Source organism: Pedococcus dokdonensis (genome assembly GCF_900104525.1).
GTDB classification, from domain to species: domain Bacteria; phylum Actinomycetota; class Actinomycetes; order Actinomycetales; family Dermatophilaceae; genus Pedococcus; species Pedococcus dokdonensis.
On the sequence record NZ_LT629711.1, the window covers coordinates 3780106 to 3796150 of the forward strand.

General features: G+C 73.0%; 16 protein-coding genes. 12 read left to right on the forward strand and 4 right to left on the reverse strand.

Annotation, left to right across the window (positions count from 1 at the left end; translation table 11 throughout):
• The first annotated feature begins 42 nt into the window (after positions 1–42).
• Complete coding sequence (locus BLQ34_RS17790; RefSeq protein ID WP_091788617.1) at positions 43–495, forward strand: hemerythrin domain-containing protein; 453 nt, start codon at positions 43–45, stop codon at positions 493–495.
• Positions 496–508: 13 nt separating this feature from the next.
• Here the strand turns inward: BLQ34_RS17790 and BLQ34_RS17795 are convergent, their stop codons facing one another.
• Both BLQ34_RS17795 and BLQ34_RS17800 read right to left on the reverse strand, forming a co-directional pair.
• Positions 509–1447, reverse strand: a complete 939-nt coding sequence (locus tag BLQ34_RS17795; RefSeq protein ID WP_091790190.1) for a 1,4-dihydroxy-2-naphthoyl-CoA synthase — start codon at positions 1445–1447, stop codon at positions 509–511.
• A 134-nt stretch (positions 1448–1581) separates the two neighbouring features.
• Entirely contained in the window at positions 1582–2070 is a 489-nt protein-coding gene (locus BLQ34_RS17800; protein ID WP_091788620.1) for a glutathione peroxidase, read from the reverse strand.
• A 191-nt stretch (positions 2071–2261) separates the two neighbouring features.
• On the opposite strand from BLQ34_RS17800, the gene BLQ34_RS17805 reads away from it, so the two are divergent.
• The 11 genes from BLQ34_RS17805 to menD all read left to right on the forward strand — a co-directional run bounded on the left by BLQ34_RS17805 (position 2262) and on the right by menD (position 14013).
• The gene (locus BLQ34_RS17805; protein ID WP_091788623.1) at positions 2262–2828 is read left to right on the forward strand and encodes a CHRD domain-containing protein; all 567 of its coding nucleotides are present in this window, start codon (positions 2262–2264) and stop codon (positions 2826–2828) included.
• Between the two features lie 92 nt (positions 2829–2920).
• Positions 2921–3943, forward strand: a complete 1023-nt coding sequence (locus BLQ34_RS17810) for an o-succinylbenzoate synthase (RefSeq protein ID WP_091788626.1) — start codon at positions 2921–2923, stop codon at positions 3941–3943.
• Between the two features lie 63 nt (positions 3944–4006).
• Positions 4007–5230 carry an ATP-grasp domain-containing protein gene (locus BLQ34_RS17815; RefSeq protein WP_091788629.1) on the forward strand — a complete coding sequence of 408 codons (1224 nt, stop codon included), beginning with the start codon at positions 4007–4009 and terminating at the stop codon, positions 5228–5230.
• Positions 5231–5239: 9 nt separating this feature from the next.
• Complete coding sequence (locus BLQ34_RS17820; RefSeq protein WP_091788630.1) at positions 5240–6199, forward strand: type 1 glutamine amidotransferase family protein; 960 nt, start codon at positions 5240–5242, stop codon at positions 6197–6199.
• On the forward strand, positions 6196–7344 hold the full coding sequence (locus BLQ34_RS17825; protein WP_091788632.1) for an alpha/beta hydrolase-fold protein: 1149 nt from the start codon (positions 6196–6198) through the stop codon (positions 7342–7344). The genes BLQ34_RS17820 and BLQ34_RS17825 overlap by 4 nt, the downstream gene beginning before the upstream one ends.
• 26 nt (positions 7345–7370) lie before the next feature.
• A complete protein-coding gene (locus BLQ34_RS17830) occupies positions 7371–8096 on the forward strand; it encodes an esterase family protein (protein ID WP_091790192.1) in 726 nt (241 codons plus the stop codon).
• On the forward strand, positions 8093–9469 hold the full coding sequence (locus BLQ34_RS17835; protein WP_091788635.1) for a M20/M25/M40 family metallo-hydrolase: 1377 nt from the start codon (positions 8093–8095) through the stop codon (positions 9467–9469). Before BLQ34_RS17830 ends, BLQ34_RS17835 begins: the two co-directional genes overlap by 4 nt.
• Positions 9466–10227 carry a VOC family protein gene (locus BLQ34_RS17840; RefSeq protein WP_091788637.1) on the forward strand — a complete coding sequence of 254 codons (762 nt, stop codon included), beginning with the start codon at positions 9466–9468 and terminating at the stop codon, positions 10225–10227. Before BLQ34_RS17835 ends, BLQ34_RS17840 begins: the two co-directional genes overlap by 4 nt.
• 92 nt (positions 10228–10319) lie before the next feature.
• Positions 10320–10646: a hypothetical protein gene (locus tag BLQ34_RS17845; protein WP_091788639.1), complete on the forward strand. Its 327-nt coding sequence runs from the start codon at positions 10320–10322 to the stop codon at positions 10644–10646.
• 20 nt (positions 10647–10666) lie between these two features.
• On the forward strand, positions 10667–12199 hold the full coding sequence (locus BLQ34_RS17850) for a PGAP1-like alpha/beta domain-containing protein (protein ID WP_157693131.1): 1533 nt from the start codon (positions 10667–10669) through the stop codon (positions 12197–12199).
• A gap of 89 nt (positions 12200–12288) precedes the next feature.
• Positions 12289–14013 carry a 2-succinyl-5-enolpyruvyl-6-hydroxy-3-cyclohexene-1-carboxylic-acid synthase gene (gene menD / locus BLQ34_RS17855; protein WP_091788644.1) on the forward strand — a complete coding sequence of 575 codons (1725 nt, stop codon included), beginning with the start codon at positions 12289–12291 and terminating at the stop codon, positions 14011–14013.
• A gap of 37 nt (positions 14014–14050) precedes the next feature.
• Here the strand turns inward: menD and BLQ34_RS17860 are convergent, their stop codons facing one another.
• Together BLQ34_RS17860 and BLQ34_RS17865 are read right to left on the reverse strand one after the other, a co-directional pair.
• The gene (locus tag BLQ34_RS17860; protein ID WP_091788647.1) at positions 14051–14701 is read right to left on the reverse strand and encodes an HAD family hydrolase; all 651 of its coding nucleotides are present in this window, start codon (positions 14699–14701) and stop codon (positions 14051–14053) included.
• 2 nt (positions 14702–14703) lie between these two features.
• Positions 14704–15996 (reverse strand): isochorismate synthase, encoded by a 1293-nt coding sequence (locus BLQ34_RS17865; protein WP_091788649.1) that lies wholly within the window; start codon positions 15994–15996, stop codon positions 14704–14706.
• Positions 15997–16045 lie beyond the last annotated feature (49 nt).

Sequence of the window (16045 nt, forward strand, 5' to 3'; positions counted from 1 at the left end):
CGGCGCGCAGCGGTGGCGGGACCATGGGAGGGGAGGTGCGCCATGGACGCCGACTTCGCGGCCTACATCGAGCGGGTGCGGGCCCACCGCGGAGAGCTGCGCGACTCCGTCGCGGCCGTCGACGAGGCGCTCGCCTCCCCGATCGCCCGCGGCGGTGCCTGGCGCGAACGGGTGCGGGCCGCGCTGGCCGAGCTGTCGCACGACTTCCGCGACCACATCGACCTCACCGAGCGAGCCGGGGGGCTGTACGACTCGGTGCGGCGGGGCGACCCACGGCTGACCGGTCGGGTGGACCGGTTGCTGCGCGAGCACGAGCGCTACCGCGAGGACATCGACGCCTACCTCGCCGTGCTGGAGCACGGGGGGACCACCGCTGACCTGCCGGTGTTCCGTGAGGAGGTCACCACCCTGATGGGGCAGCTGGTGCGGCACCGGCAGAAGGGCGCCGACCTGGTCTACGAGGCCTACGACGTCGACCTCGGCGGCTCCGGCTGACCACGACCCGCGCTCAGAAGTACCAGGGGTAGGGCGACCAGTCGGGGTCGCGCTTCTCGAGGAACTGGTCGCGCCCCTCGACGGCCTCGTCGGTCATGTAGGCCAGCCGGGTCGCCTCGCCGGCGAACACCTGCTGGCCCATCAGCCCGTCGTCGAGCAGGTTGAACGCGAACTTCAGCATCCGCTGGGCCTGGGGGCTCTTGCCCATGATCTCGCGGGCCACCTGCAGGGCGTCGGACTCGAGCTCGGCGTGCGCGCTGACGATGTTCACCGCACCCATCCGGTGCATGTCGTCGGCGCTGTAGGTGCGGCCGAGGAAGAAGATCTCGCGGGCGAACTTCTGGCCGACCATCTTGGCGAGGTAGGCCGACCCGTAGCCCCCGTCGAACGAGCCCACGTCGGCGTCGGTCTGCTTGAACCGCGCGCACTCCCGGCTCGCGATGGTGAGGTCGCAGACGACGTGCAGCGAGTGACCACCCCCGGCCGCCCATCCGCCGACCACCGCGATGACGACCTTGGGCATGGTGCGGATGAGGCGCTGCACCTCCAGGATGTGCAGCCGCCCGCCCTCGGCCTTGACCCGTCGCTCGTCGACGGTGTCGGCGGTGTCGCCCTGCGCGTACTGGTAGCCCGACCGCCCACGGATCCGCTGGTCGCCGCCGGAGCAGAACGCCCACTGGCCGGCGCTGCCGGAGCCCTCCGGTCCGGGGCCGTTGCCGGTGAGCAGCACGACCCCGACGTCGGGGGTGCGCCGGGCGTGGTCGAGGGCCCGGTAGAGCTCGTCGACGGTGTGCGGCCGGAACGCGTTGAGCACCTCGGGCCGGTCGAACGCGATCCGCACCGCGCCCACGCCACGCGCCCGGTGGTAGGTGATGTCGGTGAACTCGAAACCCTCCACGATGTCCCACGCGTCCGGGTCGAAGGGCTGGCTCACCACAGGCTGCTCGCTCACCTGCGCGAGCCTAGCCGCGCGGCAGGCGAGGTATGCCGCGTGGTCGCCCCCGCGGCACACCTCGTCGTCGATCGGCTGGAGGGACCCACCGACCTGGGCGCAGTCCGACCGGGGTGTGACGGGTGAGGGGTGGGTCAGGCGGCTTCGGCGAGGGCCTTCTCGAGGTCCTTGGTGATGTCCTCGGGCTTGGTGGTCGAGCCGTAGCGCTTGATCACCTTGCCGTCACGGCCGACGAGGAACTTGGTGAAGTTCCACTTGATCTTGCTGCCCAGCAGCCCGCCCTTCTCCGACTTCAGCCAGTCGAAGACGGGGTGCGCGTCGTCGCCGTTCACGTCGACCTTGGCGAACATCGGGAAGGTGACGCCGTAGTTGCGCTGGCAGAACTCACCGATCTGCGCCTCGTCGCCGGGCTCCTGGCCACCGAACTGGTTGCACGGGAAGCCGAGCACGACCAGGCCCTGGTCCTCGTACTCGCCGTACAGCTTCTCCAGCCCCTCGAACTGGGGGGTGAAGCCGCACTCGCTGGCGGTGTTGACGACGAGGGCGACCTTGCCGGCAAACGCGGACAACGGCTGCTCCTGGCCCTCGAGGGTGGTGGCGGTGAAGTCGGAGAGGGTCGGCACGGGGGCGCCTTTCTGTCTGGGTTGAGGTCGTTTTGCCCAGCGTTTCACGAGCGTGGGGCATCGACTCCTGCTGGGTGGTCTTCGTCACCGTCGTGATCCCGGATGGGGCGGCTCGGTGAACCCGGCCACGGGCTGTCCCGTCTCCACCTGTTGGGGCAGGGCCCTGCCCCGGACATCGTCAGGAGGACTGCATGAAGACACTCAAGCAGTGGGGCGTGCTCGCCACCGCCACCGCGCTGGGCGCGGTGGGCGTCGCAGGGTTCGGGGCCGTCGCCTCGGCCCACGACAGCGGCGGGAGCCAGAAGGCGTTCACGCTCACGGAGCGGCTCAGCGGCTACCACGAGACGCCGTTGGCCCTGTCGACGAGCGGGCAGGGCTCGATCCGCCTGCGCATCGACCCCAAGGCGGGCACGATCGCCTACACGGTGCGCTACGCGAACCTCGAGGGCACGGTCACCCAGTCGCACATCCACTTCGGGTCTCCGTCGCAGACCGGCGGCATCAGCGTGTTCCTCTGCAGCAACCTCGGCAACGGACCCGCCGGCACCCCGGCCTGTCCCACCACCAACCCGGGTGAGGTCAGCGGCATGCTCGACTCCTCGGACGTCATCGGTCCCGCGGCGCAGGGCATCACGGCCGGGCAGTTCTCCGAGCTGCTGGCCGCGATCCGGGCCGACTCGACCTACGCCAACGTGCACAGCACGCTCTATCCCGCAGGGGAGATCCGCAACCAGCTGAGCACCCACGACCACCACTGACCGCCTCGACCCCTGCTCGCAGGGGGACGTGCCCGGCCCGGCAGCCACGGGTCGGGCACGTCTGCGGTGGGTGGGTCTGCTGCAATGGGCGCATGCCGACAACGCCCGCCGCGGGCCCGTCCACCGTGGTCGAGCCGCCTGCGCTGGAAGAGCTCCTCGCCCGGATGCGGGTGGTGGCGATCCCGATGCGAGTCCGGTTCCGCGGGGTGACGGTCCGGGAGGCGGCCCTGCTGCGCGGTCCGTCGGGCTGGGCCGAGTTCGCACCGTTCCTCGAGTACGAGCCGGTGGAGGCGTCCCGCTGGCTGGCCGCCGCGATCGAGGCCGGGTGGGGTCGGTGGCCGGAGCCGGTCCGCACCAGCGTCCCCGTCAACGCGACGGTGCCGGCCGTCGCCGCCCCGGACGTCGCGGCCGTGCTGGCGCGCTTCGACGGCGCCACCACGGCGAAGGTCAAGGTCGCGGAGCGTGGCCAGTCGCTGGCCGACGACGTCGACCGGGTGGCAGCGGTGCGCGAGGTGATGGGGCCGGGTGGTCGCATCCGCGTGGACGCCAACGGCGGCTGGTCGGTGCAGGAGGCGACCGACGCGCTGCGGCGCCTCGCGGCATACGGGCTGGAGTATGCCGAGCAGCCTTGTGCCCAGGTGAGTGAGCTCCGCGCGCTGCGGGTTGCGTTGGCACGCAACGGGATCGACGTACCCGTCGCGGCTGACGAGTCGATCCGCAAGGCCGACGACCCGCTGCGGGTGGCGCGCGAGGAGGCGGCCGACCTGGTCGTCGTCAAGGTCGCCCCGCTGGGTGGCGTCGCGCGCGCCCTCGAGGTGGTCGCCGACTGCGGGCTCCCGGCCGTCGTCTCGTCAGCCCTCGACACGTCGGTGGGGATGGCTGCCGGGGTCGCGCTGGCCGCGGCGCTGCCCGAGCTGCCCCACGCCTGCGGCCTGGGCACCGTGGCGCTGCTGGAGGGCGACGTGACCGCCGCACCGCTGCTCCCGCGCGACGGCGCCCTGCAGGTAGGCCGGGTGGAGGCGGACGAGGAGCTGCTCAGCCGCTGGGCGGCGCCGGCGGACCGGGTCGAGTGGTGGGCCGAGCGCGTGCGCGCGAGCTGGTCGGCCCTGACCTGAGGAAGCGGTCGGGTCGTCCCCGCCCTCGCGCACCCGCCGCTCCGCGTGGCTAGAGTCGGGGCCGTGAACATCGTCTTCGTGGAGCCGGGCTTCCCGGCCAACCAGCGCCGGTTCGCCCTGGCGCTCGCGTCGGTCGGGGCCAACGTCATCGGCATCGGTGAGTCCGACGAGTACACCCTCGACGACGAGCTCCGCGGCGCGATGAGCGGCTACTACAAGGTCGGCTCGGTGACCGACCTGCGGGCGATGACCGAGGCGGTGCGGTTCATCCAGTCCAAGGTCTGGGTGGACGGGCTCGAGGCCACCGTGGAGGCGCACACGATGGTGGCGGCCCAGGTCCGCGAGGCGACCGGGATCCCCGGCACGTCGGTGCGCACCACCTGGCTCTGCCGCGACAAGCCCTCGATGAAGCAGGCGCTGCGCGAGGCCGGCGTGCCCACCGCGGCGTCGGCCGCCATCGACCACGCCCACGAGGCCTGGGCCTTCGCCGAGGCGGTCGGCTACCCGCTGATCCTCAAGCCGAGGGACGGGGCGGGCGCCAAGGACACCATGCGGGTCGACAACGACCACGAGCTCTCGCACGCGCTGACGGAGTTCGGCTCGCACGGCGCCACCTCGATCGCGATCGAGGAGTTCGTCGAGGGCCACGAGGGTTTCTACGACACCATCGCCAAGGACGGTCGCGTGGTCCACGACTGGACCACGCACTACTACCCCAACGTGCTCGAGGCGATGCGCAGCCGCTGGATCTCCCCGCAGTTCGTGACCACCAACCGGATGGCTGACTCGTCGTTCTACGCCGAGGTCGCCGCGATGGGTGCCCGCGTGATCGAGGCGCTCGGCATCGGCACGAGCGCGACCCACATGGAGTGGTTCCACGGGCCGAAGGGCCTGAAGTTCTCCGAGATCGGCTGCCGCCCCCCGGGAGTCGGCTGCTGGGATCTCTACTCCGCGAGCAACGACGTCGACGTCTACCGCGAGTGGGCGCACGTCATCGCCCATGGCGTCCCCGAGTCGCCGATGCGTCGCCCCTACTCCGCCGGGATCATCGCGCTGCGCCCGGAGGCCGACGGCCACATCACCGGCTACAGCGGCATCGACGAGATCCAGGGGCGCCACGGCGAGTGGATCATCGACGGGCACTTCCCTCCGGTCGGCCACCACACCCAGCCGGTCGAGGCCGGCTACATGGCGAACGCCTACGTGCGCATGCGCCACCCGGACTACGACACCCTGCGCGGCATGCTCGACGACGTGGGCCGCACCATCCACGTCCACGCGGGCTAGACCCTTCCCATGCGCACCGTCCTCCTGGGGCCGCAACGGTTCATGACCACGGCCGGCACCGCCCTGCGTTCCCTCGGGGTCGAGGGACCCGTCGCGACGATCAACGCCGGGTGGGAGGAGCGTGAGGACGTCGTCGACGAGCTCGACAGCGTGCTCGGTGGCGACACACGCCACCTGCGGCTCTACCACCGCAGCCTCGACGTCATCACCAAGGACGCCGCCTTCGGCGCAGCCGCGCTGACCTTCCGCGACCGCCACGACGCCCTCCTCTCGCTCTACCGGCTACGCCTCCAGAACGCGATGGACGGGGTGTATGCCGTGCAGCGGCGCACCCGCGAAGGCGAGGGGCGGGTGCGGGGCGAGGCCACCGCATCCGCGGCGCTGGACGACTCGATCGAGGTGGTCCGGCACGTCGACCGCTGGTATGCCGCGCAGCTCAAGAGCCTCTATGCCGAGCTCGACGGCGCCGCCCCGATCGACTCCAGCGGGGTGATCGGCTGGCACCGGGGTGAGCTGGCCGACCTGTTGGGGCAGTCGGCCGCCGTGGTCCTCACCGGTGGGCACGTCGGCACCCTGCTGCGGACGTTGCGGCTGTTCGCGATCCGGCTTCCCGACGAGGTGCCGGTCGTGGCCTGGTCGGCCGGGGCGATGGCCCTGACCGAGCGGGTCGTGCTGTTCCACGACCACGGTCCGGAAGGCAACACCGAGGCCGAGGTGTTCGACCGCGGGCTGGGGCGGGTGCAGGGCGTGGTCGCACTCCCGCACGCCCGGCGCCGGCTGCGGCTCGACGACCGGGACCGGTGCGCGGTGATGGCGCGCCGGTTCACCGACCAGCACTGCGTGCTGCTCGATGACGGCACGGCACTCGAGCTGACCGAGTCGGGCGGCCTCCCGCGGGGTGCGCGGATCCTCGGGATCGACGGGGCGATCCACGAGCTCGGAAGCACTGGCAGGGGGGCGGGGTCATGAGCGAGGGACGCCTGGCCATCAACCGGCTCCGCGAGCGGCTGCCCGTCGACGGAGCCGTCATCGACCGGTTCGTCACGCGGCACGGTGCGCCCATCGTCGAAGGGGAGCGAGCCACCTTCCTGTTCCGCGGCGAGGCCGACGAGGTGCGCGTCCGCCACCGCGTCGTCGGGTTGGCCGATCCGTTGCCCATGAAGCGGCTGCCCGGCACCGACCTGTGGGCCATCACCACGGAGCTGCCAAGCGGTTCGCGGGTCGAGTACCAGCTCGAGACGCGACGAGCCGACCACTACGAGACCTTCAACGACCCGCTCAACCCGCGCCTCGCGCACTCCCCGATGGGGTCGAGCTCGGTCTGCGCCGCGACCGGCTACGAGGTGCCCGACTGGGTGCACCACGACCCCGAGGCGCGGCCCGGAGAGCTGGTCGAGGACACCCTGCGCTCCAAGGCGCTGCGACGCGAGCAGCCGGTCACGCTCTACCTGCCCGCGCGCTACAACCCGGCCCTGCGCTACCCCCTGCTGGTGGTCCACGACGGGCAGGACTACCTCGACTACGCCGCCATGAAGACGGTGCTGGACAACCTCATCCACCGGCTCGACGTCGCCCCGCTCATCGCGGCCTTCGTCCCTCCGCGGGACCGGTTGCGGGAGTACCCGAACCACGCGCCCCATGCCAGGTTCATCGCCCGCGAGCTGCTTCCCACGCTGGCCGAGCGGCTGCCGTTGGTCGACGATCCCGAGGCGCGTTGCCTGATGGGATCGAGCTTCGGCGGCATCGCTTCGCTGTCGACCGCCGTGCGCTACCCGGGGGTCTTCGGGTCGCTGTTCCTCCAGTCGGCGTCGCTGGTGTTCACCGACATCGGCACCGACCACGGCGGCGGGCCGGCCTTCGACCCGGTGGTGAAGTTCGTCAACCGCTACCGCGCCAAGCCGACCGCGCCGGTCGAGCGGCTGTTCATGAGCTGCGGCACCTACGAGCCGCTGATCACGCCGAACCGGTCGATGGTCCCCGTCTTCCGTGGCGCGGGCATGACGGTGAAGTACGTCGAGGCGCGCGACGGCCACAACTGGGAGGACTGGCGCGACCGGATGCGCGACGGTTTGTCGTGGCTGTTCCCCGGACCCCAGAAGTTCGTGTACGAGTAGATGATCCCGACCAGATGGAGGACGGCATGAAGGTCACCGAGCGCTGGCACTCGCACCGGATGGGACGGGACATCTCCCTCGTCCGGTGGGGTCACTACGGCGTGCCCGTGCTCCTCTTCCCGACCGCGGGCGGTGACGCCGAGGAGGTCGAGCGGCACCGGCTGGTCGGCACGCTCGCCCCGATGATCGAGGCCGGCCGGATCAAGGTCTACTCGTGCGACAGCGCCGCGGGCCAGGCGCTGCAGCGCAACGAGGGCTCGCCCGCCCACCGGATGTGGCTGTTCAACCAGTACCACCAGGCGGTCGCCGAGGAGGTCGTGCCCGCCATCCACGCAGACAGCTCGCCCCAGTCGGTGGTGCTGGCGGGTGCCTCGATCGGGGCGTTCAACTCGTTCGCCATGATCTGTCGCTACCCGCACCTGTTCGGCGCCGCGGTCTGCATGAGCGGCACCTACCACGTCGAGAGGTTCATGGACGGAGCCGACACGACCGAGGACTGGTACTTCGCCTCGCCGCTCCAGTTCCTCCCCGGGCTGGAGGGCCCGGCCCTGGAGATGCTGCGTCACCGCTACGTCGTCCTCGCATCCGGCAGTGGTCGGTGGGAGGACGTGGGCGAGTCGTGGGCTGCCGCGGATGCGTTGGGCCGCAAGGGGATCCCCAACCGCGTCGACGACTGGGGCGACCGCTACGACCACGACTGGCCGACCTGGTGGGAGATGCTGCCGCTCTACCTCGACGACCTGGTGCCGTGACCGAGGGTTCTCTGGCCGAGCGGCTCGCCGCCGCCGTCGACGCCGGTATGCCGGGTGCCCGCGACGACCTCGCGCGTCTCGTCGCGTTGCGCTCGGTCGCCAACCCGGCGATCGAGCCGGAGAGCGAGTGCCGGGCCGCGGCCGCGCTGGTCGGCGAGCTGTTCACCCGGGCCGGGGTGGACGGCATACAGGCGCACCCCACCCCGGACGGGTCGCTCGCGGTGGTGGGTCGCACGCGTGGCCCGGCCGGAGCGCCGACGGTGCTGCTCTACTCGCACTACGACGTCGTGCCGGTCGGGGACCTGGCTGCGTGGTCGACACCTCCCTGGGAGCTGACCGAGCGCGACGGCCGGTGGTACGGAAGGGGATCCGCTGACTGCAAGGGCAACCTCGTCGCGAGCCTGCTGGCCCTGCGAGCACTGCGTTCCGTGCTGGGGTCGTGGCCGGTGGAGGTCGCCGTCGTGTGCGAGGGGTCGGAGGAGCAGTCCAGCGGTGGCATGGAGGGGCTCGCCAGGTCGAGGCCCGACCTCGTGCAGTGTGACGCGCTCCTGATCGCCGACACCGGCAACGTCGAGGCCGGGCTGCCGACGCTCACGACGTCTCTGCGCGGCACCGGCAGTGTGCTCGTGACGGTGCGGACCATGTCGCAGCCTGCGCACTCCGGCATGTACGGCGGGCCGGCCCCCGACGCCCTCCAGGCCTTGCTCACCGCACTGGCCAGCCTGCGGGACGCGGACGGCCAGACCACGATCGACGGCCTCTCCAACGACGGCGTCTGGGACGGGGCGCCCTTCGACACCAACCGTTTTCGCGACGACGCCGGCCTGCTGGAGGGCGTGGAACCGCTGGTGGGCGACGGTACGGTGGCGGACCTCGTGTGGGCCCGGCCGGCGGCGACCGTCCTCGCCATCGACTGCCCTCCCATCTCGCAGGTCACGGCCGCCGTGCAGGGTGAGGCCCGCGCTGTGGTCAACCTGCGCGTGCCCGCCGACACCGACGCGGCTGCGGCCCAGCAGCTGTTGACCGCGCACCTGCGGGCCCACACGCCATACGGGCAGGTCGAGGTGAAGCCGGTCTCGCTGGGACAGGGCTTCCGCGCCCGCACCGACGGTCCGGCCTACGCGGCCATGCGGCGGGCCATGCACACGGCGTTCGGCCGCGAGCCCGTGACCACCGGGCAGGGCGGCTCGATCCCGCTGGCCACGGCCCTCGCAGAGCTGGTGCCCGACGCCGAGATCATGCTGCTCGGGGTCGAGGAACCGGCCTCGCGGATCCACTCCCCGGGCGAGAGCGTCGACCCGGAGGAGCTGCGGCGCACCGCCCTCGCCCAGGCCTTGTTCCTGGCTGAGCTGGGAGCTGTGGTCACGCCATGAGGATCCGGTGGGTGTGGGCCTTCCTCGACCTGGCCGAGCAGGGGTTCGACGAGGAGATCGAGTTCTGGCCCTCGGCCACGGCGACGGTGCTGTCGCCCTGGCGCGGTGAGCGAGCGGAGTTCGCGACGCTGCTCCCCGCTGACGGCTCGGCGTGGCTGAAGGTCCAGCGGGTCGGTGGCGGCGGAGGGATCCACCTCGACCTCGATGTCGCCGAACCGCTGGAGAGCGCCCGGGACGAGGCGGTCGGGCTCGGCGCGGAGGTGCTGGCCGAGGTCCCTGACGACGACGGCGTGCTCGGCGTGGTCGTGTGCCGGTCACCCGGGGGTCTGGTCTTCTGCCTGACCCGCTGGCAGCCGCACGAGACAGCCGCCGGACAGGTCCGCTCGGACGCGCGGACCCTGCTCGACCAGGTCTGTCTCGACGTCCCCGGGAGCGGGTATGCCGCCGAGGTCGCCTTCTGGTCCGCGCTGACCGGGTGGGAGGCGCGGGCCGGCAGCGTGCCGGGTTTCACCAGCCTCCTGCGGCCCCCCGGGATCCCGGTGCGACTCCTTCTGCAGCAGCGGCAGGACGACGAGGGCCCGGTGCGGGCCCACGTCGACTTCGCGTGCCTGGACCGTGCCGAGGAGACGGAGCGGCACGTGGCCCTGGGCGCCGAGGTCGAGCGGGTCGAGAGGGTGTGGACCGTGCTGGTGTCGCCGAGCGGTCGTCGCTACTGCCTGACCGACCGCGACCCCCTCACCGGGACCGTGCGCGGCTGAGTCGTCCACAGGACCTCAGGCCGACGCCGGTCGTCCACAGCCCACCGTCGCTCGCGTTGGTCGGGCACGGGGGACCGGGCAGCGTGGAACCCATGCTGGGGGACCCCGAACAGATCAGACTCATCGCGCGACGGCTGGCGGTCGACGCCACACAGCTGCGCCGGCTCGCACGACAGGTGGCACACGCCGGTGACGTGGAGTGGCGGTCGCCGGCAGCGGCGCTCTTCCGTGCGCGGGTGGGCGAGCGGGCCGACGGGCTCCGGTGTCGCGCCGATCAGCTGGAGGCCGCGGCGCGGCTCGTCTCGGTCCACGCCGAGGCCGTCCAAGGAGCCCGGCAGGAGGTCCTCCGGGTCGCAGCGCTGGGGGCAGCCCTGCCCGAGGCCGTCGGCGGGGCCCTGCGAGCCGGAGGCCGTCGGTGACGTGGGGGCTGCCCTCGACGGTGGTTCCGGGACCGCACGGGCTGAGCATCCGGGGCGGATCGGGTGGCACCGCCGTCGGCCTCGACTCACTCGACCGGGCGGCGCTGGGCCTGGCCGGCGCGGTGGAAGAGGGGCTCTCGGTGGCGCGGGGGGCGAGCGCCGCTGCCGCGGACGTCGACGTCGTGGCGGGGGGCGTGCTGAGTCGGTCCACCGGGGTCGCGGTGATCGTCAGCCTCACCGAGACGACCGCAGCGCTGACCGGTGAGCTGCTCGCCCTGGTCGAGCTCGCGGTGTCGGTGCACGTGGCTGCCGCCGCCTATCGAGAGGGAGAGGCCGCCGTCGCTCGTGCGGTCGAGGTGGTGCAGGACCGGGTCATGGCCGTCGCAGGACTGCTGGCGCCCGAGCTGCTCGTCGGGTTCCTCGCCCTCGACGCGGCCGGGGTGGACGTCCTCGGGGTCGCCGACCGGGTCGCCCTCCACCATCCGCAGGTCGCCGAGCTCGCCGGTGGCGCCGAGGGGCTCGGGCAGGGCCTGCGGGCCGATCCCCTGACGGCACCCCTGTTCCCCGCTGCCCCCCGACCCGGTGCCGGGCCGGATGACGTCGACGATCCCTTCGACGACGGTCCCGCCGGTGACGTGGACGACGGCTTCGACGACGGCTTGGACGACGACTTCGACGCCGGCTTCGACGACGACTTCGACGCCGACTTCGACTACGAGGACGCGGTGGGGTCGTTGGCGGACTCCGCGGCGCGGTGGGGACTGTTCGACGACCGGGGGCGGGCCCAGGTCGTGCCCGAGCCGGCACCACCGCCGGGGGCGCTCGCGCCACGCAGCCTCCGCGACCTCGCGTCCGACCAGGGCGGGGTCGGCGACGGCGAGCACTATGCAGGGCACGTGCGGGTCATCGAGGTGCCCCAGCCACGGGGTTCGGCCTGGATCGTGGAGGTCAGCGGCACGCAGGTGTGGGACCCGCGGGCCGGTGACAACCCGTTCGACCTGACCACCGACCTGCGGTCGATGGCGCAGCAGTCGACCGTGCTGGCCGACGGCGTGCAGCAGGCGCTGGCGCAGGCCCAGGCCGCCGCAGGAGCCGAGCCGTCAGCCGGGGTCGCAGCGCCGGTGATGCTCACCGGGCACAGCCTCGGGGGTATCGCCGCTGCCGGTCTCGCGTCGTCGCCCCGGTTCACCGCTCGCCACCGCGTGACCCACCTCGTCACGTTCGGTGCTCCCATCGCCCGGATGCCGGTGCCGTCCGCCACCCAGGTCCTGTCCCTGGAGCACACCCGCGACCCGGTCCCGCGACTCGAGGGACAGCCCAACCCCGACCGCGCGACCTGGGTGACGGTGACCCGTGACGGTCGTCCCGACGGAGCCGACCGGGCGACGCAGACCCATGACCTGCGCGGCTACGTCGACACTGCCGCCCTGGTGGATGACACCACCGACCCGTCGGTGGCCCGGTGGAGGCTGTCGAGCGCGGCGTTCTTCGACGCGGACCGCCACGGTGAGCCGGTCGTCCGGGACTACTCGATCCGGCGGTTGCAGGGCTGAGGCGGCACTGGATCCGGCGGAGGCCGGGGTGAGGTCTGCGGTGTCGGCCCGCGGCGGCACGGCGGGGTCGTGGTGGCACAATCCGACCCGTGAACCCGTCCACCGCGCTCGCGACGGTCCTGGTGGACGAGCTGGTGCGTCAGGGGATCCGGCACGCGGTGCTCTGTCCCGGTTCGCGTTCGGCGCCCCTGGCCTACGCGCTGCGCGAGGCGGAGCGCGCCGGCCGACTCGAGCTGCACGTGCGGGTCGATGAGCGGTCCGCGGGATTCCTCGCGCTCGGCCTGGCCAAGCTGACCCGGGTGCCGGCCGTCGTCGTCACGACGTCCGGCACTGCCGTGGCCAACCTCCACCCGGCCGTCCTCGAGGCACACCACGGCGTCGTGCCACTGGTCGTGCTCACCGCAGACCGCCCCGTCGAGCTGCGCGGCACCGGCGCCAACCAGACGACCACGCAGCCGGGGATCTTCGCCGACGCGACCCGCTGGTCGGTCGACGCCGCGGCGCCGACGCGCGAGGCCGGCGAGGTCGCCCGTTGGCGTGGCCTGGCCGCCCAGGCAGTGGGGCACGCGACCGGCAACCTGGGCGACGAGGACGGTCGGGAGCCGGGACCGGTCCACCTCAACGTGCAGCTCCGCGAACCCCTGGTCCCGACCGGCGACGACCCGTGGCCGGAGCCGCTCGAGGGACCCCAGGGGCCTGCGCCGGTGCCAGGGTCCACCGCAGTCGCTCCCACCCCCGTGGCCGACGTCTCGCGAGGGGTCGGCCGCACGCTGGTCGTGATCGGCGATCTCCCCGAGCCCGACCAGTTCGCCCGGGCGGTCCGCTGGGCGACGGCACGCGGCTGGCCGCTCGTGGCCGAGCCGTTCGGCACGCACCCCCGGCCGGAGGTCATCCCGCACGGTCCAATGGTGCTGTCCGACCCGGGCTGGCTCGACGAGCACGCCCCGGACCGCGTCGTCGCGGTCGGGCGGCTGACCTTGTCGCGTCCGGTGGCGGCCCTGCTGCGCCGCCCGGGTGTGCGGATCGAGGCGGTGGGCGCGCACGCGTGGATCGTGTCGCGCCCCGACGTGCAGGCGGTCCACCCGGTCTCGGTCCTCGACGGCCCGGACCCGTTGCCCAGCGACGGGTCAGACCGTGCCTGGGCAGACGCCTGGCGGGCGGCCGGCGAGCGGGTGGCCGAAGCCCTCGCAGGCGATGCGACGCAGAACGGGTCGGCGCCTTGGCCGAGCGGTGCCGGGGTCGCCGAGGCGGTGCTGGCTGCGCTGCCGGCCGGTGCGACGCTGTTCCTCGGGTCGTCGAACTCGGCGCGCGACGTCGACCTCGCGGCACCCCGCTCGGAACCGCTGCGGGTGGTCGCGAGCCGCGGACTGGCCGGCATCGACGGTTGTGTCTCGACGGCGAGCGGGCTCGCGCTCGCAGGCGCGTCGCCCACCTACGCGCTGATGGGCGACCTCACGTTCCTGCACGACGCCAACGGCCTGCTCGTCGGCCCGGGGGAGCGTCGCCCCGACCTCACCGTGGTCGTGACGAACGACGACGGTGGCGGCGTCTTCACCCTGCTCGAGCCGGGCGAGCCCCAGCGGGCCGCGGAGTTCGAGCGGCTGTTCGGCACCCCGACAGGCGCCGACCTCGCCGCGCTCTGCGCCGCCCACCACGTGCCCCATCGCCGGATCGCGAGCCGGGCCGAGCTCGTCGAGGCACTGGCGAGCGAGCCCTCGGGACTGACCGTCCTCGAGGTGCCGGTCGACCGCGCCAGCCACCGCGACCTGCACGGCCAGCTCCGCACCCGCGCGGCGTCCGCCATCCGCGGTTGACCGGCCGCTCTTTCGGCGGGTGCGGGTGGGGGCGTGCTCAGGGGTGGGGGCGCAGTGGCATGCCGCGCGCGACCAGGTCCTCGCGCAGGTGGTCGGGGCCGGTGAAGTGGATGGCGTCGAGGCCGGTCGCGGCCGCCGCCTGGACGTTGACCGGGCTGTCGTCGATGAAGATGCAGTCGTCGAGCCCGGCCCGGTGGGCGACGCGCTCCTCGAGCACCTCGAAGATCTCGGGGTCCGGCTTGGCCACACCCTCCTCACCGGAGACGATGATGTCCTCGAACAGGTCGAGGAAGTCGAACATCTCCAGCGCCACCGGGAAGAGGTCGGCCGACCAGTTGGTCAGGGCGAACAGCGGCACGTCCGCCGCGTGCAGCTCACGCAGGATCTCGACGGTGCCCGCGATCTCACCGACCAGCGAGGCACCGAAGTGGCGCCGGTATGCGGTGACCTCCTGCGCGTAGTGCGGGTGCGACTCGACGGCCACCCGCTCGGCCTCGTCGAGGCCGCGGCCGGCGTCGTTGGCGCGGTTCCAGCCGGCGAAGTCGAAGTCCGGGTCCGCCACGAAGGCAGCAGCCCGCTCGTGGCCGACGGCGAGGGCGACCGCGGCGACGGGGTCCCAGGAGATCAGCACGTTGCCGAGGTCGAAGACGACGGCGTCGGCGGCCCGGGGGGCGAGCAGGTCACCCATCGTCAGCCGGCCGTGAGGGCGTCGCGCATCGGCACGAGCTTGGCGTCGGACTCGGCCACCTCGGAGTCGGGGTCGGAGCCGGCGACGATCCCGCACCCCGCGAACAACCGCATCGCCGAGGCGTCGGAGGGCTCGAACGCCCCACACCGCAAGGCGATGCCCCATTCGCCGTCGCCGCTGGCGTCCATCCAGCCCACCGGGCCGGCGTAACGACCACGGTCCATGCCCTCCAGCTCGCTGATCACCTCGTCGGCGACGGCGGACGGCGTGCCACAGACCGCCGCGCTCGGGTGCAGGGAGGCGGCCAGGCCCAGCGACGAGGTGCGGTCCGCGAGGACCCCGGCGACATCGGTGGCGAGGTGCATGACGTTGGAGAGGTGCAGCACGAAGGGCGCCTCGGGCACATTGGTCGACGAGCAGTGCGGCCGCAGTGCGTCGGCCACCGAGCGCACGGCGTACTCGTGCTCCTCGAGGTCCTTGCTCGACCGGGCCAGCGAGGCGGCCAGCGCCAGGTCGTGCTCGTCGTCGCCGGTGCGGCGGATCGTGCCGGCCAGCACCCGCGAGGTGACCAGCCCCTTCTCGAGCCGCACCAGCATCTCGGGGGTCGCGCCCACGAGCCCGTCCACGGCGAAGACCCAGGTCGTGTCGTAGCGCTCCGCCAGCCGGGTGAGGAGCCAGCGCGCGTCGATGGGCGACTCGGCGCTGACCCGCAGGTCGCGCGCGAGCACCACCTTGTCGAGGCTGCCGCCGGTGATCCGGTCGACGGCGCGACCGACGACACCGGCCCACTCCGCGGGCGCGAGGGCGCCGTCGGCGAAGGCGACCCCCACCGGCTCGCGCGGCGAGGACTGCTGCGGCACGACGGGGGTGGGCAGCTCGTCGCCGGTGCCGATGGTGGTGACCCACCACCGCCCGTCGCGCGCGCCCACCACGACCTCGGGCACGACCAGCGTGGCGCCCGCAGGTGAGTCCGCGGCATACGAGACGGAGCCGAAGGCGACCGGGCCGGTGCCGGGCAGCGACACCTCGTTGCGCACGACGGCGCCGTCGACGACGTCGCGCCACCAGGCCTCGGCCCGCTCGAACCGGTCGGCACCGTGGGCGGTGAACTCCACCGCCCGACCCCAGCCGACCAGTCCCTCGCCGCGCCGCACCCAGCTGAACAGCTCGGCGGGGTCGACGCGGTCCGGCAGCAGGCCCAGCAGGGCACCGGGGTCGTGCAGGGCCACGGTGCGGGCGACCACGGGCGAGCCCGGGTGGCGGCCGGCCTGCTGGGGCGTGGGAAGCGTGGTCATGTCGGGGGCAAGACTACGGCGGGCCGGGCACCGGACCGCGACGGGTCGG